A 25691-nucleotide genomic window follows, 5' to 3' on the forward strand; every position below is an offset into this window, starting at 1 on the left:
CCCCCCCCCCCCCCCCCCCCCCCCCCCCCCCCCCCCCCCCCCCCCCCCCCCCCACCGCCGGCTCGGACTGGGTGACCGCGGCCGTCGGGCGAATGCCGATCGTCACCGCCACCGCCAGCGCCGCGCATCCGGCGACCAGGATGCCGCCGACCGAGCTTCCCACCAGCAGGACACGACCCACCGGCGGCGGCAGCACCTCAGGTTCGCCGGCCACCTCGGTTTCGTCGTATTCGTCGTAGTCGTAGTCCTCGTCGGCGTACTCCACCGGCAGCGGCTCCGAGTCGTCGCCGGTCAAGGAGTAGGCCAGTTGCTGATCGGGTTCCACACTCTCGGCGGTGGGCGCCGCCGCGGTGGCCGTCGCGTCCGCCGGCTCCACTCCGACCGCCACTGGCGCCGCCATGGTCGCGTCGGCAGTCGGCAGAAACGCCGTCTCACCGTCCTCGCCAGAGACATTGCGCGCCAGCGCCACTGCCGAGCGCGCCTGATCCGACTCGGACACGTTCTCCACACCGGCTTCGTCGAGCGCCTGCCGAAGCCGGCTCAGCAGGTCCGCATCTGACCAGCACAGCCGGGTGGCCGCAAGCCGGTGCCCCTCGTCGGCCAGCATCCGGTCGGTGCCGGTAATGGTCTCGATGAGGGTTGCGACCGGATCCTGGGTCAGGTCGAGCATCGACTCGTCAAGCACGGCATCGCCGTAGGCATCGGATTCGACCAGAGCCAGACGGGCGAGCGCGCCGGTTACCGACACACCGAGCGCAACGTCCATGCGAAAACTCCTCCTTACGCCCACTGATTTGCCAGTCTAACCGCGCACACCGACAGCCGACCGGCACGATCTTCGCTGTTCAGCGGCGTAGCCGGGCCACGCTGTTATGGTGAGCAAATGACCGGCGAGTCGACCAGAAGCTGGAATATCGGCCGCGATGTGACCGCAGCGGTACTGCTGTGCGCCGCGTCGGTGTTGCCGTGGAACCTGTTTTTCGGTGTCGGGATTCCCACCGCCGACCCCCGACTGCAGGCGGCCGGCACGACGGCTACCGTCCTGGCACTCGGTTCGCTGGCCGCCACCTATGTAGGACCCTGGCGGATCACCGGCGCGCACCCCAATCCGCGCCTTCTCGGACTACTCCGGTTGACGCTCGCCGCGCCCTATCTGGCGCTGGTTCTCGGCGTGGTCGCCTTCGACGCGGTGCAGACCATCCGCTACGGAGGCAGCGCGCAGCCGCCCGGCGGGGTTGGCCCCGGAGCCTGGCTGGGGGCCGCCGGGGCGCTGCTGGCCGCGCAGCCTGTGCTGGCCGGCCCGGCCCGATACTGGAAGCGTGCGGTGCGCGCCGTGGGCTACGCCTCGATCATCGGCGCTGCACTCAGTGTGGGGTTCAACCTCTACTGGCGGGTGCACTACGCGCTACCCGACGGAGCCGGTGAGTACCGTAGCCAGCAGGTCGCGATCATCGTCACCGCAGTCGTCTACGGGGCGGTGGCATGGATCACCCTCGTCGTGGCGTCGCGCTGGATCCTGCGACGAGACAAGGCATCCCAGCTCGCAGTCGTCATAGTCGGCGGCGCGACGCTGGTGGCCGGAGCGTTGGTCTGGGTGATGCCGGCGGGCCGGTTCGTCGACGGGTTTCACGGCATCGCCCAGAACACCTCCACCATGGGCGTCGGATTCGAGGGCTATTTGGCGTGGGTTGCCGCCGCGGCGATCTTCGCCGTGGTCGCACTGCGTGACGCCCCGGGCGCAACCTGGCTGCTCGCCACGCGAAACATCTTGCTGCTCATCATCGTCTGGTGTGTGGGTTCGGCCATCATGCGTCTCGACGACATCGTGGTGGCCGCGACATTGGGCTTGCCCTATTCGCCGTACGACAGCGCGGCGATGGCGGCCTTCGACGTGGTGACCGCGGTGGTCGCGATCTGGCTGCGGATCAACCTGGGCAATCGGTCGCTACCGGTGGCCGCCGTCTGGTCGGTGGCCGCGGTGTTGTTCGGGTTCACCATCGCGCGCCTGGTGGTCGGTGTCGGCCTGGCGCCACGGCTGGCGCAGGCCCAGCAGGAGGCAGCGCTGGCCAATCCGGTCTACGGCAATGGCCTGGCGCAGCAGATCACCAGCACCTTCGATCTGGTGCTGTGCGGATTGGCTTGGTGCGCAATGGTGGTCGCGATAATCTCCGCCCGATTCGCCCGGGCGGAGCGTCCCCGCCCAGGTGACCCCGGTTCACCGAGCATCTTCCGGTCACAGAACGCCACTGCGAAGGCGCCCGGAGACGGGCCGAAGATCTATCGGGGAACCGACGAGCCTCAGGGCAGCTCGAACGGCAACTGAACGCCCTCGTGCGGCAGGCAGTGCGTACAGCTGCGGCGCTCGTCGATCTGCTCGATACCCTGCAACACCAGCTTCTTGAACGGCTCGATGTTCCTCTTGAACTCCGCGAACACATCGACTGTCCGCACGCCGCTGCCGACGTCGATGCCGGCATCCAGGTCGGTGACCAACGCCACTGCGGCGTAACAGATCTCAAGCTCGCGCGCCAGCACCGCCTCGGGATAACCGGTCATGTTGATCAGCCGGAAGCCTGCTGAGGCGAACCATTGGCTCTCGGCACGGGTGGAGAACCGCGGGCCCTGGATCACCACCATCGTGCTGCCGTCGACGATGTCGGGCAGACTGGTCATCACTGCCCGCAGCGTCGGGCAGTACGGGTCGGCGAACTCGACGTGCACACCGCCGTCGTCGAAGTAGGTGTCGGCGCGGGCCCGGGTGCGGTCCACCAGCTGATCGGGCACCACCACCGTTCCCGGCGGCAGCTCCGGAGTCAGGCTGCCCACCGCACACGGCGCCAGGATGCGCCGCACCCCCAGCGCCCGCAGCGCCCACATATTGGCCCGATAGGGCACGGTGTGCGCGGAGAATTCGTGCTGCTCGCCGTGCCGTGGCAGGAACGCGACCTCGTGGCCGCCGACGGTGCCCACGGTGATCTCCGCGCTGGGCCGCCCATAGGGGGTGTCACATTCCAGCCGGCGCGCGTTGTCGCCGAACAACGAGTAGAACCCGCTGCCACCGATCACTCCGAGCATGTCGCGCCTCTTCCTCCTCATCGCTTCGTCCCCCTCGCCGCTGCGCGGCTGGGGCACCCCCACTGCATCGTCATCGCCGGGCAAGGTGAGCTTCCCTCTGGCGTGTAAGGATCGTGCCCATGTCGCAGAAGGCCAGCTTTGCACAATGGATCTCCGGGGCCCGGCCCCGTACCCTGCCCAACGCGATTGCCCCGGTGATCGCCGGAACCGGCGCGGCGGCCTGGCTCGGCGCGGCCGTGTGGTGGAGGGCACTGCTGGCGCTGACGGTCGCGGTGGCGCTGATCATCGGGGTGAACTTCGCCAACGACTACTCCGACGGCATCCGCGGCACCGACGACGTCCGAACCGGGCCGCTGCGGCTGGTGGGCTCACGGCTGGCCTCCCCACGGGCGGTGCTGAGCGCAGCGGTGGTGGCGCTGTCGATCGGTGCGCTGGCCGGACTGGCGCTGGCCCTGGTCAGCGCCCCGTGGCTGGTGGCCGTCGGGGCGGCCTGCATCGCCGGGGCGTGGCTGTACACCGGCGGGGCCAAGCCGTACGGCTACTCCGGGTTCGGCGAGGTGGCGGTGTTCGTGTTCTTCGGCCTGGTGGCCGTCCTGGGCACCCAGTACACCCAGGCGCTGCGGGTGGACTGGGTCGGGGCGGCGTTGGCCGTCGGTGTCGGGGCGCTGTCGTCGGCGGTGCTGGTGGCCAACAATCTGCGCGACATCGACACCGACGAGCCGGCGGGCAAGATCACCCTGGCGGTGCGACTCGGCGACGCCCGCACCCGGGTGCTGTTTCAGCTGCTGGTGGCGCTGACCGGGGCGATGACGCTGGCGCTGATGCGGGCCACCCCGTGGGCTGCGATCGGCCTGATCGCCACCCCGCTGGCGGTGCGGGCGATAGCGCCGGTGCGGTCGCGGCGGGGCGGGGCGCAGTTGATTCCGGTGCTGCGCGACACCGGGCTGACCATGCTGGTGTGGGCCGCCGTGGAGGCGGTCGCGCTGGCCTACGCTTGATTTCGGCGCGGTTTTACCCGCTGAGCGGTAAGTATCGCGCCGAAATCACTGCTCCCCGCGCAGCTTGGCCTGCAACTCCGCGCGTTCGCGCCGACGCCGCTCACCGGCCACCGACAGGCTTTCGTTGGCGCGCTTGCGCAGCGGCGTGAAGACCCACATGCCCAGCGGCAGCGCCACGATCAGCGCCAGCAGCATCGCCATGATGGGCGGGAAGTCGCTGAGTCCGAGCAGCCGCGCCACCCCGTAGACCACCGCACTGAGCACGACCACCAGCCCCAGCCGGGCGAGCGTGTACGCCACAACATCCAAAACCGCACGCCCCAACGGGGCTCGACCTGCCATCACGGTCGCCCAGCCTACTGCCGGGCCTGACCTGCCCAGACGGCGCTAGCGGTATATTCGGCCCCAGGAGGTGTCCGCCGTGCCGCTCTACGTGCTCCTCGCAGTGACCTTGGGGGCCTTGATCTATATCGCGCTGCGAACCGCGCGCAGCCGGCCGAGGACCCGCGTCATCGGCCCGGACGACGACCCGGATTTCCTGCGTCGGATCGGCCAGGGCGACAACAAGCCGTAGGGCCCGCTAGACGAAGTGCTGATTGGAGCGGTCGTCGCCCGGGAACGCTTCGGCGACGACGGCGGCCAGCTCGACCAGCGCCTCCTTGGTCTCGCGCTTAAGCCGCATCAGATCGATCTCGGCGCCCTCTTCCAGATGCGGGTCGAACGGCACCAGACGCACCGCACGGCAGCGCCGGGAGAAGTGGTCGACCACCTTCTGCATGTCGACCTTGCCCGAGCGGGGACGCACCGCGTTGATCACCGCGATGGAGTTGCGCACCAACTCCTCGTGACCGTGCGCGTCCAGCCAGTCCAGCGTCGCCGAGGCACTGCGCGCGCCATCAACTGAGCCCGAGCTCACCACGATCATGGTGTCGGCCTTGGACAGCACCGCCGACATCGCCGAGTGCATCAGGCCGGTGCCGCAGTCGGTGAGCACCAGGCTGTAGAACCGCTCCAGCACCTGCAGGGTGCGGGCGTAGTCCTCGGCGCTGAACGCCTCCGACACCGCCGGGTCGCTCTCCGAGGCCAGCACCTCAAGCCGGCTGGGGCCCTGGTTGGTGTAGCTGCGGACGTCGCTGTAGCGCTGGATGCCGTCGGCGTCGCGCAGCAGGTGGCGCACCGTCGCCGGTGTCTCCATCGGCACCTTCTGGCTCAACGTGCCCCGGTCCGGGTTCGCGTCGACGGCCACCACCCGGTCGCCGCGGATCGAGGCGAACGTGGCACCCAGAGTCGCGGTGATGGTGGTCTTGCCGACGCCGCCCTTCAGTGACAGCACCGCGATCCGGTGACAGCCCTGCAGCGGGCGGTTGACCTGCACCACCAGGTCGTTGTAGCGGGTGGTGCGGGGGCTCTCGCCGACGTTGATCAGCTGGCCGGAGATCACATACAGCAGGCGGCGCCAGCCCGCGGTGGGCGGCGGCTTGACCTGCCGCAGCAGCGACGTGGTCGACAGGTCCGAGAACGGCGCGATGGTGCCGGCCGGCCGGTACGGGGCGCTGGCGCCCTGGGGGATGCCGTTGGGGGCACCACCGTGGTAGACCGGCGGCGGGCTGTCCATCGGCTGCGGAACCCAGGTCGCCTGACCGGGGTTCCAGCTCTGCTGGGCCGCGACATCTACGGGTGGCGTCGGCCACGGGTCCAGCGGCTCGGAGAACCGGCGCTCGGTGCGAAATCCGCCGAACGACCTCGTCTCACTGTCCTCGGACGGCTCCGCGAAGCCTCCGGTGGCCGGGTCGGAATCGCCCTCGACCTGCTGATACGGCCGAAATTGCGTGGTGGGGTGATCGGTCACCTCATTGCGCTCAGTCGAATCACCCGGTGCATGGTCGGACACTGGAATCTCTCCCGTCACAGTGGTTACGTCAGCCGATTGGCCTGTGTCCGCAGGGTAGCGCAGCAGCCCTAAGGCCAGCTGACAACTCCCATCAGCCGACCCCGGCATAAGAGTGCAGACCCACGGTCACCAGGTTGACGAAGAACAGGTTGAAGATCATCGCCACGAATCCCGCGACGTTGATCCACGCGGCCTTGTAGTCGCGCCATCCGGCCGTCGATCTGGCGTGCAGATAGGCGGCGTAGATGATCCAGGCGACGAAGGAGACCGTCTCCTTGGGGTCCCAGCCCCAATAGCGTCCCCACGCCCCTTCGGCCCAGATCGCGCCGAAGATCACGCCGAAGCCGAAGATCGGGAACGCGAAGATCGTCGTCCGGTAGGCGATCCGGTCCAGGGTCTGCGCGTCGGGCAGCCGGCGGACCATGCGCGCCAGTGCGCCCGGGGCGTCGGCGTCGCTCAACGGCGAGGAGCGCAGCAGAAACAGGATGCTGGCCACCCCGGCCACCAGGAACACCCCGGAGCCGATGCTGACCACCGAGACGTGAATCGGCAGCCAGTAGGACTGCAACGCGGGCATCACCGGGGCCGCGGTGGCATACAGCCAGCGCTGCGAGATCGTCAGCAGGATCAGCAGCGGCAGCAGCACGAACACCCACAGGCTGCGGTGCTGCGGCCGGCGCAGCGCCAGCGCGGCGGCCACCATCCCGGAGAAGCAGGTCAGGTTGATGAACTCGTACATGTTGCCCCACGGCGGGCGCAGGGTGGCGGCGCCGCGGAACACGATGCAGGCCAGCAGCAGCGCGATGCCCAGGTAGACCAGGGCCAGACCGGCGCGACCGGCCCGCTCGCCCAGGGAGCGTCGTTGCGCGGGGAGCACCACCCCCGGCGTCGCACTGTCGGCGCGCACCCCGCCGGCCGCCACCAGCTCGGACTCGACGGGCGCGCGGCCGGCGGCCAGTTCGACGGCCAGCAGCAGCAGGGCGATCACCAGCACGATCAGCGCCGAGGTGAACGCCCAGTCGGAGTAGCGGGCCAAGCCGATGTCGATGTGGCTCGTATTCATTCAGGCCTCCTTGCCGAGCAGACGCTTGGTCAACCGTTCGAACTCGTCACCCCAGCCGGAGTTGTCGGTGCGGGCCAGCCCGCCCAGCTCGACGTTCACCGTACCGCTGGACTGCCCGGGCTCCGCAGGCGTGATCCGGATCCAGACCCGACGACGACGCACCGCCAGCGACACGACCAGGCCCGCCATCATCGTCATCGCAAACACCAGCACCCACAGGGCGGCCGGATCATGCGAGACCTGGACGTTGATGAACGGCACCGCCCCGTCGAATCGCACCCGGGTTCCGTCGTCGAGGCGGATCTCCTCACCGAGCTTGAGGTTGGACCGGGCCACCTTGGCCAGCCGGCCCTGGTGGATCAGCCGGGAATCCAGGGTGAACAGGCCCTGCGGCCGGCCGGTGTCCAGGCCGGTGTCACCCCGGTAGACGTCGATGGCCACAGCCGGGTCGTGCAGCGCCGGGAACGACGAGGACAGCAGCTGGTCGTCGAGCTGCTCGGTCGGGGCGAACAATCCCTGGATACCGATCTGGTGTTTGCGGCGCTCGTCGGCGTCCGGATAGACCCCGGCCGGCGGGTCGATGCGCACCGCACCCGAGGACAACAGGGTCAGCGGATTGTCCGGGCGGAACTGCACTGTCTGACTGCGGGTCTGGCCGTCGGGGAAGATCACCGTGAAAGTGGGCGCGTAACCGTGGCCCTGCAGGTAGGCGCGCACGCCCTCGATCCGCAGCGGGTGGTTCACCTCCAGCAGGTAGGGGCGCCAGTGGTCGGCGGCCAGATCCTCGCCGCTCTGGTAGTCGATGTGCGCGGCAAAGGAGGTGGCCAGCCCGGAGTCCAGGTAGTTCGCGGTGAAGTCGTTGACCCGGATACACATCGGGTGCAGCCGGGTGCCGTCCACGGTGGCTCCGGCGCGAAACGAGTCGAAGGCGGCCGGCGAGGCGGAGCAGAATCCGGGCCCGCCGTCGGCGATCACCATCACGTTGCCCTCATAGCCGAACAGCCGACCGACCGCGACCGACGCCAGCAGCCCCAACAGCGCGAAATGGAAGACCAGGTTGCCGAATTCGCGCAGATACCCCTTTTCCGCCGACACCTCGACGACGCCGCCCTGCGCGCGGACGGTCCGCCGCCAGCCGCGTAGCCGGTCGCTGAGTTCGTTTCCGAGTTGCGTTGCGTCACCAGTCAACTCGCCCTCGGCGTGCTTGGGCAGCCGGCTCAGGTTGCGGGGAGCGGCGACCGGGACGGCCCGCAGGTTGCGCAGGTGCTCGACGGTCCGCGGGGTCAGGCAGCCGATCAGTGACACGCACAGCAGCACGTAGATGGCGGTGAACCAGAAGCTGGAGAAGACGTCAAAACCCTGGAGCCGCTCCAATATCGGGCCGAGCACCGGGTGCAGTGCCTGGTACTCCTCGACCTTGGCGGCGTTGAGATTTCGTTGCGGCAGCAGGGCACCGGGGATGGCGGCCAGAGCGAGCAGCACCAGCAGAACCAGCGCGGTGCCCATCGACGTCAGCGCCCGCCAGGCGTTACGGATCTTCGCGATCAGCATCAGATCGGCAGCCTGACATCGGAGACCAGGGTGTCGCGCACGGCGGCCACGAAGTGGCCCCACACGCCGGTCACCAGCGCAAGACCGACGGCAATCAGCAGCACCCCGCCCAGGATCTGAATGGTCCGGGTGTGGCGGCGCAGCCAGCCGAGCCCAGCCACCGCACTGGCCGACCCGAAGGCCAGCGCCACGAACGGGACGCCCAGACCCAGACAGTAGGCGATCACCAGCAGCACACCGCGGGCCACGCTCGAACCGTCGGTGGCCGAGGCGACGGCGATCACCCCGGTCAGGGTGGGCCCCAGGCACGGAGTCCAGCCCAGCGCGAACACCGCACCCAGCAACGGGGCGCCCAGCACGCTCGACAGCTGCTGCGGAGTGAACCGCAGCGAACGTTGCATCACCGGAACGAATCCCACGAAAACCAGTCCCATCACGATGGTGATCGCACCGCCGACCCGCTGCAGCAGAACCTGATTGGTGATCAAGGTGGTGGTCATGCCGAGCACCGCGATCGAGCCGAGCAGGAACACCGCGGTGAACCCGGCCACGAACAGCAGCGCCGAGAACGCCACCCGCCACCGGGCACCGGAGGCGGGTCGCTCGGCACGCTCCTCGACACCCACCACGGCCGCCAGATACGACAGGTAGCCCGGCACCAGGGGAACCACGCACGGCGAGGCGAACGACACCATCCCGGCCAGCGCCGAGACCGCAACGGCCAGCAGCAGCGGGCCGGTGGCGGCGGTGGCGGTCAGGCCGCTCATGGCCCCTCCTCGGCCGCCAGTCGCTGCACGACGGGCTGCAGGTCCCCGGCGAGCACCTCCCGCAGGAACACCGCCGCCACCCGGTGCTGCCGGTCGAGCACCATGGTCGCCGGGATCACCGACGACGGGTAGCGGCCGCCGAACGCGATCATGGTGCGCATCGCCGGGTCGTAGATCGACGGGTAGCTGATGCGCCGGTCTTTGACGAAGTCCCGGGACGCCTGCGGTTCGGGGTCGCGCACGTCGATGCCCAGAAATGCCACACCCTCGGCCTTGGTGTCGTCGTAAACCTTTTGCAGTTCCGTGATTTCGCTGCGGCACGGCCCGCACCACTGCCCCCACACGTTGAGTACGACGACCTTGCCGGCGAAGTCATCGACGCCGATGGTGCGCGACGGGTCCATCAGGTCGGGCCCGGAGATCGGGCCGGGCCGGCCACGCTCGGCCGGCGGGTCATAGGTGATGTCGGTCTTGCCGCCGGGCGAGACGAACTCGAAGGTGCCACCCTGGGTTACCGCGTCGTCGCCGACCGAGCAGCCGCCGATCAGGGCGGCCGCCAGGACGATCAGCACCGCCCGCATGTTCAGCCGCCGGCCGGGACGCGGTATTCGACGTCGGCCAGCTGGTCACCGTCGTAGACCAGGGTGGTGACCGAGCCGACGTCGCACTGGCGGCGACGCGGGTCGTGCCAGAGCTTCTCGCCGCTGAGGTACTGCCGCACCGTCCACACCGGCAGCTGGTGACTGACGCACACCACCTCGTGGCCGGCGGCGCGGGCGCGGGCCTTGTCGACCGCGGTGACCATCCGGGCAGCGATCTGGTCGTAGGGCTCACCCCAGGACGGGCGAATCGGGTTACGCAGATGCCACCATAACCGCGGGCTGCGCCAGACGCCGTCACCGGGCGAAACTCGTTTGCCCTCAAAAATATTGGTCGATTCGATTAGATTGTCATCGACGTCGACCGGCAGGTCGTGGCGCGCGGCGATGGGCGCCGCGGTCTCCTGCGCGCGCTGCAGCGGCGAGGCGATCACCGCGACGATGTCACGGTCGGCCAGCATCTCCGCGGCGGCGAATGCCTGCCCGCGACCGGTCTCGGAGAGCCGGAAGCCCGGGATGCGGCCGTAGAGGATGCCGTCGGGGTTGTAGACCTCACCGTGGCGGACCAGGTGCACGCGGGTGGTTTCGGCCATCAGGGTTTCGACTCCTCGGTTGCGTCGCGGGCCGCTCGAGCCGCCCTGGGCAGGGCATCGGCAATACGCTCGAAGGCTTCGTCGGTCAGTGCCGCCGAGACGAACCAGGCTTCGAACGGGCTGCACGGCAGGTAGACGCCGGCGTCGAGCAGCGCGTGGAAGAACGGCGGGAAACGCCAGGTGTCACTGGCGCGAGCGGCGGCGAAGTCGGTGACGGGCTGGTCGGTGAAGAAGACGCTGAACATGCTGCCGGCTCGCGGAATCTGGTGGGCCACACCGGCTTCGGAAAGCGCATCGGACACCCATGCGGTCAGCCGGTCAGCGTTGGCGTCCAGGGCGGCGTAGACCCCGGCGTCGGCGGCGCGCAGCGTGGCCAGCCCGGCGGCGGTGGCCACCGGATTGCCCGACAGTGTGCCGGCCTGATACACCGGCCCCAGCGGCGCGAGCCGGTCCATCACCTCGGCGCGGCCGCCGAAGGCCGCCGCGGGCAGCCCGCCGCTCATCACCTTGCCGAAGGTGAACAGGTCGGCGTCGACGGGATCGATGCCGTACCAACCGCTTGCGCTGACCCGGAAGCCGGTCATCACCTCGTCGATGATCAGCAGCGCCCCGTGTGCGCTCGTGATCGCCCGCAGTTCGGCGTTGAAGCCCGCCGCCGGCGGAACCACACCCATGTTGCCGGGGCTGGCCTCGGTGATGACGGCCGCGATCTGGTCGCCGGATTCGGCGAAGGCCGCGCGTACCGCAGCGATGTCGTTGTAGGGCAACACGATCGTGTCCGCGGCGGTGGCGCCGGTGACCCCCGGCGAGGACGGCAGCGCCAGGGTCGCCACCCCGGAGCCGGCGTCGGCGAGCAGCGCGTCGACGTGACCGTGGTAGCAGCCGGAGAACTTGACCACCTTGGCCCGGCCGGTGAAGCCGCGGGCCAGCCGCAGCGCACTCATGGTGGCCTCGGTGCCGGAGTTGACCAGCCGGACCTTGTCCACCGCGGGCACCCGGTCGATGATCTCGACCGCCAGGTCGGTCTCGGTGCTCGTCGGCGCCCCGAACGACAGCCCGTCGACGACCGCCTCGCGGACGGCGGCGACCACCGCCGGGTGGGCGTGGCCGAGGATCATCGGGCCCCACGAGCAGACCAGGTCCACGTACCGGTGGCCGTCGGCGTCGGTAAGCCAGCAGCCCTGGGCACTGGTGATGAAGCGGGGCGTGCCGCCCACCGAGGCGAACGCGCGGGCCGGCGAGTTGACCCCGCCGGGTATCACCGCGCAGGCGTCGTCGAAGAGTTTCGCCGAGGCGGGCACGGAGCTGGGCATAGCGTTCAGTGTCCCAGCTCGCGCGATACAGCCGACTACAGGGTGTAGTTGTTTGAGGGGTTGAGGTGACCTACGTCTGGAGAGTTGGATGGCAGGCATGCAACTACCGCAACGGCTGGCCCGCTTCAACCGGCACGTCACCAACCCGATCCAACGGCTCTGGGCGGGCTGGGCACCGTCCTTCGGCATCCTCGAACACGTCGGCCGGCGCTCCGGCAAGGCGTATCGCACGCCGCTGAGCGTGTTCAGCACGGACGACGGCGTGGCGATCCTGCTCACCTACGGCCCGGACCGGGACTGGCTGAAGAACATCACCGCCACCGGCCGCGCCACCATGCGCCGGCACGGCAAGACCTTCACCGTCACCGACCCGCGGGTGGTGAGCAGAGACGAGGCCGCGGCGCACGTGACCGGTGCGGCCCGCCGCGCGTTCGGGCGGCTGCCGTTCGAGCAGGCGGTCCTGCTGCGCCGGGCGAGCTGAGCGATGCAGTTCTCCGACCGCCGCGCCCGGTTCAACCGGGTGGTGACCAATCCGCTGTTTCGGCCGGTCTCCGGGTGGGTGCCGCTGTGGTCGATAGTCGAGCACACCGGCCGGCGCTCCGGGAAGCTCTACCGCACCCCGGTCTCGGTGTTCCACACCGCCGACGGCGTGGCCGTGCTGCTGCCCTACGGCACTGACCGGGACTGGGTGCGCAACGTGCTGTCGGCCGGCGGAGGCCGGGTCAAGGTGGGCGGCAAGACATTCGATGTCACCAGCCCGCGGGTGGTGCCGACCGGCGAGGCCGTCGGGCTGCTGCGGGCGCCCTGGGACCGGCTGCTCGGGCATGCCGGCGTGGCGCACACCCTGCTGCTGGACCGCGCCGGCCGAGCTACCTAGCGCGTCTCCGTGCCGGCCGTGCCGGCCTTGCCCGGCGTTCCGGTCGGCGTGCCCGCGCCGCCGGCTCCGGCCGCACCCGCCTTGCCGGCCTCGGCACCGTCACCGCCGTCACCGCCATTGCCACCCCCGCCGCCGGGGCCGGTCGATCCGCCCGCGGCCGCCGCACCACCGGCACCGCCGGAACCGCCGGCACCACCGGCCGCTGCCGCGGCGCCGTCCCCGGCGTCACCGCCGTTGCCCCCGGCGCCCCCGACGCCGCCGTCGGGATGGGCCGCCGTACCGGCACCACCGGCACCACCGGTGCCGCCCTTGCCGCCGCCACCGCTCTCGCCGCTGTCCGGGTGCCCGACCATGCCGTCCTTGCCGTTCCCGCCGTCACCACCGTTGCCGGCGGTGCCGGCCCACGACCCCGCCGCCCCACCGTTGCCGCCGGCGCCGGCCGCCCGGCCGTGGCTGGGGACGCCCCCATAGCCGCCCGACCCGCCGTCGCCGCCGCGGCCGCCGTTGCCGCCGTTGCCATCCGAACCAGCGAAGGCGTTGCCGCCGTTACCGCCCGGGGCGCTGAACCCGCCGGGCCCGGCGTTGCCCATGAACACCAGGTCGCCGGCGTTGCCGGCCGCACCGGCATCCCCGCCGTTGCCGCCGTCCGGGTGCTCGGCGGTGCCGTCACCGCCGTTGCCGCCGTAGCCCGCCGAACCGCCCGGGCCGCCGAAGCCGGCCACCGCGTGACCGCCGTCGCCGGCGTTGCCACCGTTGCCGCCGTCACCGCCGGCGTTGCCCCAGCCGCCGTCGCCACCGTCACCGCCGCGACCGCCCGCACCGAACAGCGAGATGGCGTCGCCGCCCAGCCCACCGTTGCCGCCGTCGCCCGCGACGCCGGAGATGCTGTCCAGGCCGTCGCCGCCCCAGCCGCCCTCGCCGCCGTTGCCCAGCAGCCAGCCGCCGGTCCCGCCGTCACCGCCGTCGCCGCTGGATCCGCCGTCGCCGCCCCAGCCGCCGTTGCCGATCATCTTGGCGTCGCCGCCGTGGCCGCCGGTCACGCCCGCCGCGATGTTCTCGTCGACACCCGAGCCGTAGCCGTTGCCGCCGTCACCGAACAACCAGCCGCCGTCGCCGCCGTCGGGGTGATCCACGGTGCCGTCGACGCCGTCACAGATCAGCCCGCACGATCCATCAAAGGCGAAGAGCGGGTTGATGATCGGGTCGATGAGGACACCCGGTCCCATCATCCACAGGTTGCCCAGGTCGTGCAGGGTGGCGTAGAGCTGGTTCTGGACCAGCCCGGCGAAGACCACCTCGGCCACCGACGTCCAGGTGTAGATGTCGGTGCCCACCTGCGACAGGTCCAGGGCGTCGCCGTCGGCCGAGCCGGGTCCGGCCGGCGTCGCGGCGTCGAAGAACTGGTCGAGCGAGAACATGTCGTCGAAGTCGGCCTGCGCCGGCGCGGCGGACAACGGGCTCAACCCGATTGCCAGGAACGCCCCGACGGAAGTGAGTTGGACCGGTTTCACAGCGCGGCGACCAGACATTCACCGAACCTAAACCAGTTGAATGCCGATCCACAACTACGGGCGTTTAGGCGCAGTCACTCATCATCTGCGGGTTTCAGGACCGATAACACCCGCACATGGCAACAATTCCGGGCGCCCGGGCCGGGTGTATTTTGTGCCGATGCCGGCCAGCAGCGACACCCCCGCGTCCTCGCTCGCCTGGCTGCTGGCCCCGGTGACGGTGCCGACCTTCCTCGACCGGCTGTGGGGCACCGCGCCGCATCACATCGCCCGGGACCGCGGCGACTACTTCGACCGGCTGGCCGGACCGGACGCGGCCGAGCAGATCCTGGCGGCGCTGCGCGTCGACCCGTCTGCGGTGAAGCTGGTGCGCGGGCCCGACCACCTGCCGCCCGAGCAGTACACCCTGGCCGACGGCACAGTGGACCTGGCCCGGGTCCGCGCCGAACTGGACAACGGCTACACGATCATCTGCAACAACATCGAGAAGTACCTGCGCTCCTACTCGACGCTGACCCAGGGCATCGAAGTCGAACTGAACTTCCCGACCCACGTCAACGCCTACATCACCCCGCCCGGGTCGACGGGATTCCTGCCGCACTACGACCACCACGACGTGCTGGTGCTGCAGACCCACGGCGCCAAGACCTGGTACTTCTACGGCGACGAAGTACCGGCGCATCTGATGCAGCAGATGCACGACGTGGACCCGGCCGGCCTGCCCGAACCGACCAGCCTGCATCTGGCCGCCGGCGACACGCTCTACCTGCCCCGGGGCCGGGTGCACTCGGCCGAGACCACCGAGCAGACGTCGATGCACCTGACCGTCGGGATCCACGTGCCGACGGTGCTGACCCTGCTGACCCACAGCCTGCACATGCTGAGCCTGCGCGACGATGTCGTGCACACCCGGCTTCCCGCAAGACATCTCGACGACCCGGCGGTGCGGGAAAGCCTCGGCGCGTTGATCCACGACGGCCTGGCCGCCATCGCGGATCCCGATTCGCTCGCCGAGGGCCTCGACGCCATGCAGGACTTCCTGGTACGACGGGGCCGCGGCCCGATCGTCGGGCAGGTCTGCGACACCGTCGGGATCGGCGCCGACACGCTGGTGTGCAAGCAGCAGCCGCTGTACTCGCGGGTGGCCGCGACGGCCGACGGTGTCGGTCTGCAGTTCGCCCAGTTGGTGGTCAGCGCACGCCCCGATCACGAAGCCGCGATGCGTTTCCTGTCGGGCAGCACCGAGTCGTTCCGGGTCGGCGACCTACCCGGCCTGACCGCCCCGCAGCAGATCGAGCTGACCCGAAGTCTGATCATCAGCGGCTTCCTGACCCTCGCCGACACAGATATACGGACGAATACGTCCTAGAACTCCGTATTCCCAGGAGTCTTCCAGCTATACCCCTGATTTTGAGGATAAGCTACGTCCTTTCATCGTCCGTTCATCGGAAGGCGGCAATGACGGAGCCGATCTGGATGGCCTCACCACCGGAAGTGCACTCGACATTGCTGAGCGCCGGACCGGGAGCCGGGCCGCTGTTGGCGGCCGCTGGCATGTGGGCCGCACTCAGCACCGAATACGCCGCGATCGCCGAAGAACTGTCCGGCCTGCTCTCCACCGTGCAGGCCGGCGCCTGGCAGGGCCCGAGCGCGGAATCCTATGTGGCGGCCAATGTTCCGTACCTGGCCTGGCTGACCCAAGCCGGCGCTGACAGCACCACGCTGGCCACCGGACACCAGACCGCGGCGGCCGCCTACACCGCCGCACTCGCGGCGATGCCCACCCTGGCCGAGCTGGCCGCCAACCACACCATTCACGGGATTCTGGAGGCGACGAACTTCTTCGGGGTCAACGCCATTCCGATCGCCGTCAACGAAGCCGACTACACCCGGATGTGGGTGCAGGCGGCGACGACGATGGCGACCTACCAGGCGGTGGCCGGCGCCGCGGTGGCGTCCTCGCCGGCCGCGTCGACGGCGCCCACGGTGCTCAACCCCGACACCCCGACGCACCGCGATCACGAACACCGGACCGATCAGGCGCCCACCCAGGACTTCGGCAACATCTACCAGGAGAGTTGGTGGACCACCCGGATCGCCGAGATCAACGAAGCGCTCCAGGCCGATCTTTCCGGCAATAATCCGCTCACCAGCATCATCAGCGACCCGATCCTGATGACGATCGCCCCGCACTACGCCGGTGAGATCGTGCTCGGGATGGCACCGGCCGTGACGGGGCTGACCGAGGCGATGATCGCCTTGGTGGCACCCACCACGCCGCTGGCGGGGTTCGCCGGCGTCACCGGCCTGGCCGGATTGGGCGCCATCGACATTCCGGCCGCACCCCCTGCGCTGCCCAACCCGGTTCCGGCGCCCGCGCCGGCCGCGGCTGCCGCCTCGGTTCCCACCGCGGCCCCGCCGGCTCCCGCTGCGGCGGCACCCCCGGCGATGGCCCCGCCCGCTCTGACACCGACCCCGACCGTGGCAGGTGGTGTCTCGGTGATGCCACCGGTGATCACCGGCGTGGAAGCTGCGGCCTTCCCGTACCTGATCGGGGGCGGTCCGGCCGCGGGTATGCGGGCGAAGGCGACTGCGTCGGCACCGGCCGAAGCCCGGCGCAGTTCGGCGCCCGCCGCCGCAGCTGCCGTGGGCACCGCGACCAAGCAGGCCCGCCGACGCCGGCACCGCGACAGCCTGGTCGACCCCGGCTATCGCTACGAGTACCTCGACGCCACGGCCACGGCCTCTGCCAGCGGCGCCGGTCCGGTGGGCTTTCCGGGAACTGGACCACATGAAACGCGTTCTGCGGTAACGGGATTGACAAGCCTTTCCGACGATTCGGCCGTCCCGATGCTGCCCCAGACCTGGGACAGTCCGGAGCCCCCCGGCTAGCCGGACGTGCCCGGCGCCCCAGCAGTGCCGGCGCCACCGGCCGGGTCACCGGCCCCGCCGCTGCCGGCCTTGCCCCCCGCACCCGGCGTAGGCGCCTGACCGCCGGTACCACCATTTCCGCCGTGCCCGCCGGGTCCCACCGACCCGCCGGGCCCGGCCGCGCCCCCGGCACCGCCGGTGCCACCGGCCCCGGCCGCGTCGGCGATCGCACCGTTGCCCGCGTTTCCGCCGTTACCGCCGGTTCCCCCGGTGCCGCCGGTGGGCGCAGCGACCGTTCCGGCGCCACCGGCACCACCCGTGCCGCCCTTACCTCCGCCGCCGCTCTCACCGCTGCCCGGCGCACCGACCATGCCGTTGCCGCCACTGCCACCGTCGCCGCCGTTGCCGGCCGTGCCGGCGGGCGAACCGGCCGCACCGCCGTTGCCACCGGCGCCGCCGGCCCGGCCGTGGCTGGGGTCGCCGCCGAAGCCGCCGGATCCGCCCACGCCGCCGTGCCCGCCGTTGCCGCCGCTGCCGTCGGAACCGGCCAGCGCGTCACCGCCGTTACCGCCCGGAGCGCTGAAACCACCGGCGCCGGGGTCGCCCATGAACTGCAGCGTGCCGCCGTTGCCGGCCGCTCCGCCGTCACCGCCGTTGCCGCCGCTCGGGTGGTCCGCGGTGCCGGCCCCGCCGTTGCCGCCGTAGCCGCCCGAACCACCGGCACCGCTGAAGCCCAGCACCCCGTCGCCGCCGTCGGCCGCGTTACCGCCGTTGCCGCCGTCACCGCCGTCGTTGCCCCAGCCGCCGTCACCGCCGTCACCGCCGCGCCCGCCCGCACCGAACAGCGAGATGGCGTTGCCGCCGAGCGCGCCGTCACCGCCGTTGCCCGCCGGACCCGAGACGCTGTCCAGTCCGTCACCGCCCCAGCCGCCGTCGCCGCCGTTGCCCATCAGCCAGCCGCCGACACCGCCGACACCGCCGTCGGCGCTGGCACCGCCGTCGCCGCCGAAGCCGCCGTTGCCGACCATCTCGGCGTCACCGCCCGCGCCGCCCACGACACCCACTGCGGCGTCTTCGTCAGATCCCGGGTCATAACCGTTGCCGCCGTCGCCGAACAGCCAGCCGCCGTTGCCGCCGTCGGGGTCGGTTGCGGTGCCGTCGACGCCGTTGCAGATCAGGCCACACGAGCCGTCAAAAGCGAAGAGCGGGTTGATGATCGGGTCGATCAAGGCACCCGGGCCCTGGATCCACAACTCACCGAGGTCGTGGATCGAGGCATAGACCTGGTCCTGGAATAGTCCGGCGACCACCGATTCCCCCGCCGAGGTCCAGGCGTAGATGTCCGCGGCTATCTGCGAGAAGTCCATCGTGTCGGTGGCCGCGGCCGGGTCGGGCAACGCCGTCGCGCCCAGTCCGTCGAGAAGCTGATCGAACAGGTCGTCGACCTCGGCGTACGCCGGTGCGGCGGGAACCATCCCTAGTGCCAGCAATGCTCCGATCGTGATACGACTCCCGCGTCCGGTCACTGCCCGCCCCTTCATGAATCACTGTTGACTGGGCTCGCAGGCTATCCACCGAGTCTTGGATCCACAAGAGCGGAATTCTGGGATCAGATCAGACGCAGATGCGGCATGGCATCACCTGCCCAGCAGGCGCATCTTCTGCTCGTTGTACTCGTCGTTGGTGATCAGGCCGCGGTCCCGCAGATCGGCGAATTCGCGGATCTCCGCGGCGATTCCGGTGACCGTGGGACCGAGCGCACCGTCGCCGCCGTCACTGCCGTCACCCGTCGGGGAACTCGCAGCAACCGGGCGTTGCGGCTGCTGCACCTTCGGATCGTCGGCGGCCCCGCGCCCGCGGCTGACCGACCCCGCCAGCGCGCTGCCGCCCATCCCGGCCAGCGCCATCTGGCTGAACGCGCTGCCCGCCCCGCTGAGCGAGGCGGCCGGCGCCGCACCGACGCTCGGCCCGGCCAAAGGTGTTGTGTAGGAAAGCGATCGGATCTCCGGAGCGTTGGCAGCCCAGCTGATCGGGACCGACAGCCGCCCAGCGGTGACCGCGTCGCCGATCGCTGCCGTCGGAAACGCGGAGGTCAGCGGAATCGCGCCGGCCGGCCGCGACGGGGTCAACGGGGAGAACAGATCGATGTTGTGCAGGATCTGGTACTCCACCTCCCGCAACTGGTCCTGTTCGGACAGGATCTCCCGGGTGCTGGCGTCGGCCGCCGTCCAGGCACCGGCCGATACCCCGACACCGACCGCCGAAGCGCCCAGGGAAGTCACCGCGATCAGGTTCAATCCGATCAGGTCGGGTATCACCGGGGCGTCCTGGGCCACCCCTGCCGCGGCCACTCCCGCCTGCAGGGCGGTGTTCTGCGGCGCGCCGAAGATCCCCGAGGCCAACTGCCCCAGCAATGACTGGACGTTCGACGACGACGAGGTGGCCTGGGCCGCGCCCGCGGCGGCGGTCTGGCTGGCGGGCCCGGCCGGATTGGCGGCCTGCGGCGGCGCCTGGAACGGCGTCAACCCCGTTGCGGCCGCCGAGGCTCCGGCGTAGGTGTACATGGCGACGGCGTCCTGCGCCCACATCTCGGCGTAGACGGCCTCGTTGGCGGCGATCGCAGCGGTGTTCTGCCCCAGCACGTTCGTGGCGACCAGCAGCTGCAACTGGGTCCGGTTGGCGGTCACCACCGACGGCGGGACCGTGGCGGTGAACGCCGCCTCGTAGGCGCCCGCCGCCGCGTTGGCCTGCGCGGTGGTCTGATCCACCAGCCCCGCGGTCGTCGCCATCCAGGACGCATACAGGCTCGCCGCCCGGGTCAGCGCCACTGACGCCGGCCCGCGAAACGCCTGAGCGGTCAGCTCACTGATCACCGATTCGTACGACGCGACCGCCGAGTGCAGTTCCGCCGACAGCGCGCCCCAGGCCGCCGCGGCCGCCCGCATGGGCGCCGAACCCGGGCCGGTGTAGATGCGCACCGAATTGACCTCCGGAGGCAGCGCAGCGTAGTTCATCGGCTGACCCCCTCCCCGGGTGTGACGACCGGCCCGCAGCAAACGGGTACCCGTGTATTTGTAGCCGAAAAGAGCTCCACCGGCCGTGTATTCCGTATTTGCGGAGTCGCGTCCGTCCCCGCCACCGAGAGCGCCGCCACACCGGCACGCTGCGATAACATGCGGCCGTGCGGATGCTCATCACTGCTTTTCGTGATCTGCAGTGGCGGTTGCGCCGATTCATCGTGGCCGCGGTCGGCACCGGCCTGGTCTTTGCACTCACGCTGGTCCTGGCCGGCCTGACCCACGGCTTCCGGGTCGAGGCCGAGCATGTGGTCGACTCCCTCGACATCGACGGCTACGTGATCCAGACCGCCGCCGTCGGCCCGTTCATGGGCTCGTCACGCTTCCCGCAGAAGGAAGCCGGCGATGTCGGCAAGATCGCCGGCGTCGATGCGGCACTGCCGGTGGTCTACGGCAACACGATCCTGCAGGACGGCGAATCACCGCTGAACGTCAACGTCTACGGCGTACCCAAAGAGGCGATGCCGCCGATCGCCTCGGGACGTGCACCCACCGAGCCGAACGAGATGTTGGCGTCGACCACCCTGAAGCGCGCCATCGGCGACGACGTCGAGCTGGGCGCCGACAAGCTGCGGGTGGTGGGGTTGGTGACGAAGTCGACGACGCTGGCCGGCCAGCCGAATGCCTTCTTGACGGTGTCCGGGGCGCAGCGGCTGATGTATTCCGGGCAGCCGGTGGTCTCGGCGATCGGCGTGCGCGGCACCCCGGCAAAGGCGCCGGAGGGCTTTCGGGTGGTGGACCGGGCCGCCGCGGTGGACGACATGGTGCGGCCGCTGGCCGGGGCGCAGCTGGCACTGTCGTACATGTCGGTGCTGCTGTGGGGCGTCGCGGGGCTGATCGTCGGGTCGCTGATCTATCTGTCGGCACTCGAGCGCACCCGCGACTTCGCGGTGTTCAAAGCGCTGGGGGTCACCACCTGGATGGTGTTGACGGGGCTGGCGCTGCAGTCGGTGATCGTCGCGGTGGCCGCGGCGGTGCTCGGCGGGGTGCTGGCGGTGGCGATCGGTCCGGCGTTCCCGATGCTGGTGGCGGTGACCGGCTCATCCTTCGCGCTGCTGGGGCTGACCGCGGTGGTTATCGGCCTGCTGGCCAGCCTGGCCGGCGTGCGGCACGCGGTGGCCGTCGACCCGGTGATGGCGTTCGGGGGGCCCTAAAACATGGGCGACCTGCGGATCAGCGACCTGGTCATCGAATACGCCACCGGCAGCGGGGAGCCGGTGCGTCCCATCCACGGCCTGAGCCTGGAGATCCCGGCCGGCTCGCTGGTGGTGGTCCTGGGCCCCAGCGGGTGCGGCAAGACCACGTTGTTGTCGTGCCTGGGCGGCATCCTGAGCCCCACCAGCGGCCAGATCCTGTTCGGGGGCACCGACGTCACCGCGCTGAACCGCCGCGACATCACCTCGTATCGGCGGCGCACCGTCGGCATCGTGTTCCAGGCGTTCAACCTGGTGCCGAGCCTGACCGCGCTGGAGAACGTGATGGTGCCGCTGTGGGCGGCCGACTGGACGCAGTGGCAGGCGCAAGAGCGCGCCCGGGATCTGCTGACCCGCGTCGGCCTGGCCGACCGCACCCACCACCGGCCGGGACAGCTGTCCGGTGGTCAGCAGCAGCGGGTGGCCGTGGCACGCGCGCTGGCCCTGGACCCGCCGCTGATCCTGGCCGACGAGCCCACCGCACAGCTGGACTTCGTCCGCGCCGACGAGGTGGTGCAACTGCTGCGGGGCCTGGCCGCCGGTGACCGCGTGGTGGTGGTGGCCACCCACGACACCCGGATCGTGCCGCTGGCCGACATCGTCATCCAGCTGACGCCGACCGCCGCGCCAACCCCGGCCCGCCCGGAGCAGACGCCGGTGCGGCTGGGGCCCGGTGCGGTGCTGCTGGAACAGGGCACCGTCGAGGATCTGATGTATGTGGTCACCGACGGTGAGGTGGAGATCGCCCCGGGTTCGGCCGGCGCCGGCGAAGGGCTGCTCAAGATCGGCAAACCCGACAACTACGCGGGTCAGCTGGGGCCGATGGTCCGCATTCCGCGCAACGCGACGGTCCGGGCGCCCCGCGAGGCAACCGTTGTGAGCTACACCGTGGAGGCGTTCCGGGAGCAGTTCGGCCAACCGCCGGCACCCGAGGTCCCGGAATCAACCTGACCGTTGCCGCAGTGTGACCGTCAGCGCGGCGTGCCTTTCCGGCCCCGCCCCGCCGGCGCGAGATGATGGCCGGCATGGCTGAGTTGACCCGCCGGGCTGCACTGCGCCTCGGGGTCGGTGCAGCAGGCCTGCTGGGGTCGGGTGCGTGGCTGAACCCGCCATCGTCATACGCCACCGGAAACGCCTTTCCGACGCGGGAGTCCGGGTCGTTCGTGTCCGCGGCGCGCGGCGGGCTGGAGACCAACTGGATCATCGCCCGGCCGCCGGGCCAGACCGCCCCGCTGCGGCCGGTGATCGCCCTGCACTGCAAGGACGGCGACGCGGCCTGGGTGATGGACCTGGGCGTCGAGGAGGAACTGGCGAAGCTGACCGCCGCCGGGCATCCGCCGTTCGCGGTGGTTGCCGTCGACGGCGGCAACACCTACTGGCGGCCGCACGCCTCCGGTGGGGATTCCGGGGCCATGGTGCTGGGTGAGCTGATCCCGATGCTGGCCGACAAGGGCATCGACACCTCACGGGTCGGGTTCATGGGCTGGTCGATGGGCGGCTACGGCGCGATGCTGCTGGGCACCCGACTGGGCGCGGCGCGCACCGCGGGGATCTGCGCGATCAGCCCGGCGATCTATATGACCTACTTCGGCGCTCCCGCAGGCGCTTTCGACAGCGTCGACGACTGGCGGACGAACTCGGTGTTCAACCTGGCGCCGAAGCTGGCGCCGATCCCGCTGCGGGTCGACTGCGGCACCTCGGACAGCTTCTTCTACGCGACCAAGAGTTTCGTCGGCCAGCTGAACCCCCGGCCGGCGGGCGAGTTCAGCCCCGGGGGTCACGACGTGTCGTACTGGCGCGGGCAGCTGCCGGCCGAGCTGGGCTGGATGGATTCCTGAGCTCGGCAGGCCTGCGGTCCCTAGGGCATGTTCATCGGATTCATCGGGCTGTTGATGTTCGCCGGATTCATCGGATTCATCGGGCTGTTGATGTTCGCCGGGTTCATCGGGTCCATCGGGCTGGCGGGATTGGCCGGGTTGTCCAAGTTAATCGGGCTGTTGATGTTCGCCGGGTTCGTCAGGCTGTCGGGCCCGTACGGCCCAGCATTGCAGACCGCGTTCGCGTTCGCCGTACAGTCGGCCGGGTTGAACGGATCCGGGTTAGCCGGGTCGGCGCTTGCAGCGCCGGCAGAGGCCAGGGCCGCCAAAGCGAGACCGGCGGCAGCAGAAAACTTCACTGACTTCATGTGCATTTCCCCCTTCATTCGAACGATTTCCGGACCCTACCCCGCGAACCGGCGAAGCCGCAGGCTATTCGTCACCACCAGCACCGAGGACGCTGCCATCGCCGCGCCGGCAATCATCGGGTTGAGCATTCCGGCCGCCGCCAGCGGGATCGCCGCGACGTTGTAGCCGAACGCCCACACCAGGTTCTGCCGGATGATGCTCAGCGTGCGCGCCGACAGGCGCAGCGCGGCCGGGACCACCCCCAGATCAGCCCGCACCAGCGTCAGGTCACCGGCCTCGATGGCGGCGTCACTGCCGCTGCCCATCGCCATCCCGATGTCGGCGGTGGCCAGCGCCGCCGAGTCGTTGACGCCGTCACCGACCATCGCCACCCGGGCACCTCGGGCCTGCAGCTTGGTGATGGCCTCAGCCTTGTCGGTCGGCAGCACGTCGGCGATGACGTCGGCCGGATCGATCCCGACCTCGGCGGCCACCTTGCGCGCCACGGCGGCGCCGTCGCCGGTGAGCAGCACCGGGGTGATGCCCATGGCCTTGAGTTCGGCCACCGCCGCTGCACTGGTGGGCCGGATGGTGTCGGTCAGCGTGATCGTCCCGCGCGCCCGACCGTCCCAGGAGACCTCGACGGCCGTCCCGGTCTGGTGCGCGGCAGGCGATCGGGTGACCTCGACCCGCACGCCGTCGACCACGCCACTCACGCCGTGGCCGGGAGCGCTGGCGAACTCGCTCACCGGGCCGATCGTCAGGCCGGCGGCCCCGGCGACGATGGCCGCCGCGATCGGGTGCTGCGAGCCGGATTCGACGGCGGCAGCCCGCGCCAGCACGGTGTTCGGGTCCTCCCCGTGGGCGACGGCCAGGCCGCCGAGGGTCATGACGCCGGTGGTGACCGTTCCGGTCTTGTCGAGCACGACCGTGTCGATGTCCTTGACGGCCTCCAGGACCTGCGGGTTCTTGATGACGATGCCGAGCTGGGCGCCCCGGCCGGTGCCGACCAGGATCGCCGTCGGGGTGGCCAGCCCCAGCGCACAGGGGCAGGCGATGATCAGCACGGCGACGGCCGCGGTGAACGCCGCAGCAGCCGAATGCCCGGTCGCCAACCAGCCGGCCAGCGTGACCGCGGCGATCACCAGCACCGCGGGCACGAACACCGCCGACACCCGGTCGGCCAGCCGTTGGATGGACGCCTTGCCGGCCTGGGCGTCGGTGACCAGCTTGGCGATCCGGGCGAGTTGGGTGTCGGCGCCGACCTTGGTGGCACGCACCAGCACCAGACCGGTGGTGTTGAGGACGCCACCCAGCACCGCGTCCCCCTCACCGACGTCGACGGGCAGCGACTCACCCGTCATCGCCGCAGTGTCCAGTGCGGTGCTGCCGTCGATGACCACGCCGTCGGTGGCGATGCGCTCACCGGGCCGGACCACCAGGACGTCGCCCACCCGCAGGTCGGCGATCGGCACCCGGATCTCTTTGAGCCCGTCCTCGCCGCGTCGCATCACGGCGGCGTCCTTGGCGCCGAGTTCCAGTAGTTCGCGCAGCGCTGCACCGGCCGATCGTTTGGCGTGCGCCTCGGCGAAGCGGCCGGCCAGCAGGAACACCGTGACCACGGCCGCCACTTCGAAGTAGAGGTGTCCGGATCCGGCGATGACCGCGACCATCGACCACAGATAGGCCGCCAACGTCCCCAGCGACACCAGGGTGTCCATGGTGGCGGCACCGTGCGCGGCGGTGCGGAGGGCGGCACTGTGGAACGGGTAGCCGCCCCACACCACGATCGGGGTCGTCAGGGCGAGCGCCAGCTGATGCCAGCCGTCGAACTGCCAGGCCGGCACCATCGACAGCACCACCACCGGAACGGCCAGCAGCGCCGAGCCGATCAGCCGGGCGCGCAGTTGACCGGCCGGCACATCGGAGTGTTCGGAGGGATGCTCGTGGCCCGCGCCGATCACCGCGGCCTGATAGCCGGCCGACTCCACCGCCCGCACCAGATCCTCGCCGGAAACGCTCGGCGGGTGCTCGACGCGGGCGCGTTCGACGGCGAGGTTGACCGTGGCGTGCACTCCGTCGAGCGCGTTGAGGCCGCGCTCCACCCGGGCCGCGCAGGACGCACAGGTCATGCCGCGCAGTTCCAG

General features: G+C 70.6%; 25 protein-coding genes. 10 read left to right on the forward strand and 15 right to left on the reverse strand.

Going from position 1 to position 25691, the window contains the following annotated elements:
- On the reverse strand, window positions 1–766 hold a 766-nt coding region (locus tag K6T84_RS20440; protein WP_526025543.1), incomplete at its 3' end, for a DUF7159 family protein.
- A gap of 117 nt (window positions 767–883) precedes the next feature.
- Between K6T84_RS20440 and K6T84_RS20445 the strand changes: the two genes are divergently transcribed.
- The gene (locus K6T84_RS20445) at window positions 884–2323 is read left to right on the forward strand and encodes a DUF7937 domain-containing protein (protein ID WP_225401316.1); all 1440 of its coding nucleotides are present in this window, start codon (window positions 884–886) and stop codon (window positions 2321–2323) included.
- Here K6T84_RS20445 and K6T84_RS20450 read toward each other — a convergent pair.
- Window positions 2299–3075, reverse strand: coding sequence for an S-methyl-5'-thioadenosine phosphorylase (locus K6T84_RS20450; RefSeq protein ID WP_225401954.1), 777 nt, complete (start codon window positions 3073–3075; stop codon window positions 2299–2301). The two genes, K6T84_RS20445 and K6T84_RS20450, sit on opposite strands and share 25 nt — an antisense overlap.
- A gap of 119 nt (window positions 3076–3194) precedes the next feature.
- Between K6T84_RS20450 and K6T84_RS20455 the strand changes: the two genes are divergently transcribed.
- The gene (locus K6T84_RS20455; protein ID WP_225401315.1) at window positions 3195–4073 is read left to right on the forward strand and encodes a 1,4-dihydroxy-2-naphthoate polyprenyltransferase; all 879 of its coding nucleotides are present in this window, start codon (window positions 3195–3197) and stop codon (window positions 4071–4073) included.
- Window positions 4074–4118: 45 nt separating this feature from the next.
- Here the strand turns inward: K6T84_RS20455 and K6T84_RS20460 are convergent, their stop codons facing one another.
- Window positions 4119–4415 carry a DUF4229 domain-containing protein gene (locus K6T84_RS20460; RefSeq protein WP_225401314.1) on the reverse strand — a complete coding sequence of 99 codons (297 nt, stop codon included), beginning with the start codon at window positions 4413–4415 and terminating at the stop codon, window positions 4119–4121.
- 79 nt (window positions 4416–4494) lie between these two features.
- On the opposite strand from K6T84_RS20460, the gene K6T84_RS20465 reads away from it, so the two are divergent.
- On the forward strand, window positions 4495–4647 hold the full coding sequence (locus K6T84_RS20465) for a hypothetical protein (protein WP_225398370.1): 153 nt from the start codon (window positions 4495–4497) through the stop codon (window positions 4645–4647).
- A 6-nt stretch (window positions 4648–4653) separates the two neighbouring features.
- Here the strand turns inward: K6T84_RS20465 and K6T84_RS20470 are convergent, their stop codons facing one another.
- The 7 genes from K6T84_RS20470 to hemL all read right to left on the reverse strand — a co-directional run bounded on the left by K6T84_RS20470 (window position 4654) and on the right by hemL (window position 11850).
- Window positions 4654–5964 (reverse strand): MinD/ParA family ATP-binding protein, encoded by a 1311-nt coding sequence (locus K6T84_RS20470; protein WP_225401313.1) that lies wholly within the window; start codon window positions 5962–5964, stop codon window positions 4654–4656.
- 91 nt (window positions 5965–6055) lie between these two features.
- Window positions 6056–7027, reverse strand: a complete 972-nt coding sequence (gene ccsB / locus K6T84_RS20475) for a c-type cytochrome biogenesis protein CcsB (protein ID WP_224864362.1) — start codon at window positions 7025–7027, stop codon at window positions 6056–6058.
- Window positions 7028–8578 carry a cytochrome c biogenesis protein ResB gene (gene resB, locus K6T84_RS20480; RefSeq protein ID WP_225401312.1) on the reverse strand — a complete coding sequence of 517 codons (1551 nt, stop codon included), beginning with the start codon at window positions 8576–8578 and terminating at the stop codon, window positions 7028–7030.
- A complete protein-coding gene (locus K6T84_RS20485; protein WP_224864360.1) occupies window positions 8578–9345 on the reverse strand; it encodes a cytochrome c biogenesis CcdA family protein in 768 nt (255 codons plus the stop codon). Before K6T84_RS20485 ends, resB begins: the two co-directional genes overlap by 1 nt.
- A complete protein-coding gene (locus tag K6T84_RS20490) occupies window positions 9342–9926 on the reverse strand; it encodes a TlpA disulfide reductase family protein (protein WP_224864359.1) in 585 nt (194 codons plus the stop codon). Before K6T84_RS20490 ends, K6T84_RS20485 begins: the two co-directional genes overlap by 4 nt.
- Window positions 9927–9928: 2 nt before the next feature.
- Window positions 9929–10537 (reverse strand): histidine phosphatase family protein, encoded by a 609-nt coding sequence (locus K6T84_RS20495; RefSeq protein WP_225401311.1) that lies wholly within the window; start codon window positions 10535–10537, stop codon window positions 9929–9931.
- Window positions 10537–11850, reverse strand: a complete 1314-nt coding sequence (gene hemL / locus K6T84_RS20500; protein ID WP_225401310.1) for a glutamate-1-semialdehyde 2,1-aminomutase — start codon at window positions 11848–11850, stop codon at window positions 10537–10539. The genes K6T84_RS20495 and hemL overlap by 1 nt, the downstream gene beginning before the upstream one ends.
- Before the next feature lie 97 nt (window positions 11851–11947).
- Between hemL and K6T84_RS20505 the strand changes: the two genes are divergently transcribed.
- Both K6T84_RS20505 and K6T84_RS20510 read left to right on the forward strand, forming a co-directional pair.
- Window positions 11948–12331 (forward strand): nitroreductase family deazaflavin-dependent oxidoreductase, encoded by a 384-nt coding sequence (locus K6T84_RS20505; RefSeq protein ID WP_224864356.1) that lies wholly within the window; start codon window positions 11948–11950, stop codon window positions 12329–12331.
- 3 nt (window positions 12332–12334) lie between these two features.
- Window positions 12335–12727: a nitroreductase family deazaflavin-dependent oxidoreductase gene (locus tag K6T84_RS20510; protein WP_224864355.1), complete on the forward strand. Its 393-nt coding sequence runs from the start codon at window positions 12335–12337 to the stop codon at window positions 12725–12727.
- Here the strand turns inward: K6T84_RS20510 and K6T84_RS20515 are convergent.
- Window positions 12724–14256, reverse strand: coding sequence for a PGRS repeat-containing protein (locus K6T84_RS20515; protein WP_225402096.1), 1533 nt, complete (start codon window positions 14254–14256; stop codon window positions 12724–12726). The genes K6T84_RS20510 and K6T84_RS20515 overlap by 4 nt on opposite strands.
- A gap of 142 nt (window positions 14257–14398) precedes the next feature.
- Here K6T84_RS20515 and K6T84_RS20520 point away from each other — a divergent pair, with 142 nt between their 5' ends.
- Both K6T84_RS20520 and K6T84_RS20525 read left to right on the forward strand, forming a co-directional pair.
- On the forward strand, window positions 14399–15607 hold the full coding sequence (locus tag K6T84_RS20520) for a JmjC domain-containing protein (protein ID WP_225401309.1): 1209 nt from the start codon (window positions 14399–14401) through the stop codon (window positions 15605–15607).
- 89 nt (window positions 15608–15696) lie between these two features.
- Window positions 15697–17130 carry a PPE domain-containing protein gene (locus K6T84_RS20525; protein ID WP_225401308.1) on the forward strand — a complete coding sequence of 478 codons (1434 nt, stop codon included), beginning with the start codon at window positions 15697–15699 and terminating at the stop codon, window positions 17128–17130.
- On the opposite strand, the gene K6T84_RS20530 is transcribed toward K6T84_RS20525, so the two are convergent.
- On the reverse strand, window positions 17127–18635 hold the full coding sequence (locus K6T84_RS20530; protein WP_304621319.1) for a PGRS repeat-containing protein: 1509 nt from the start codon (window positions 18633–18635) through the stop codon (window positions 17127–17129). The genes K6T84_RS20525 and K6T84_RS20530 overlap by 4 nt on opposite strands.
- Before the next feature lie 111 nt (window positions 18636–18746).
- Window positions 18747–20123 (reverse strand): PPE family protein, SVP subgroup, encoded by a 1377-nt coding sequence (locus K6T84_RS20535; RefSeq protein ID WP_225401307.1) that lies wholly within the window; start codon window positions 20121–20123, stop codon window positions 18747–18749.
- A 173-nt stretch (window positions 20124–20296) separates the two neighbouring features.
- On the opposite strand from K6T84_RS20535, the gene K6T84_RS20540 reads away from it, so the two are divergent.
- The 3 genes from K6T84_RS20540 (at window position 20297) to K6T84_RS20550 (ending at window position 23217) form a co-directional block, all read left to right on the forward strand.
- The gene (locus tag K6T84_RS20540; protein WP_224865661.1) at window positions 20297–21340 is read left to right on the forward strand and encodes an ABC transporter permease; all 1044 of its coding nucleotides are present in this window, start codon (window positions 20297–20299) and stop codon (window positions 21338–21340) included.
- A gap of 3 nt (window positions 21341–21343) precedes the next feature.
- Window positions 21344–22330, forward strand: coding sequence for an ABC transporter ATP-binding protein (locus K6T84_RS20545; protein WP_224864351.1), 987 nt, complete (start codon window positions 21344–21346; stop codon window positions 22328–22330).
- A gap of 65 nt (window positions 22331–22395) precedes the next feature.
- Entirely contained in the window at window positions 22396–23217 is an 822-nt protein-coding gene (locus tag K6T84_RS20550) for an alpha/beta hydrolase (protein WP_304621318.1), read from the forward strand.
- Window positions 23218–23237: 20 nt separating this feature from the next.
- Here K6T84_RS20550 and K6T84_RS20555 read toward each other — a convergent pair whose 3' ends face one another.
- The gene (locus tag K6T84_RS20555) at window positions 23238–23564 is read right to left on the reverse strand and encodes a hypothetical protein (protein ID WP_224864349.1); all 327 of its coding nucleotides are present in this window, start codon (window positions 23562–23564) and stop codon (window positions 23238–23240) included.
- Between the two features lie 36 nt (window positions 23565–23600).
- Complete coding sequence (locus K6T84_RS20560) at window positions 23601–25676, reverse strand: heavy metal translocating P-type ATPase (RefSeq protein WP_225401953.1); 2076 nt, start codon at window positions 25674–25676, stop codon at window positions 23601–23603.
- Window positions 25677–25691: the final 15 nt, after the last annotated feature.

It is taken from the genome of Mycobacterium zoologicum (assembly GCF_020181635.2).
GTDB lineage: Bacteria > Actinomycetota > Actinomycetes > Mycobacteriales > Mycobacteriaceae > Mycobacterium > Mycobacterium zoologicum.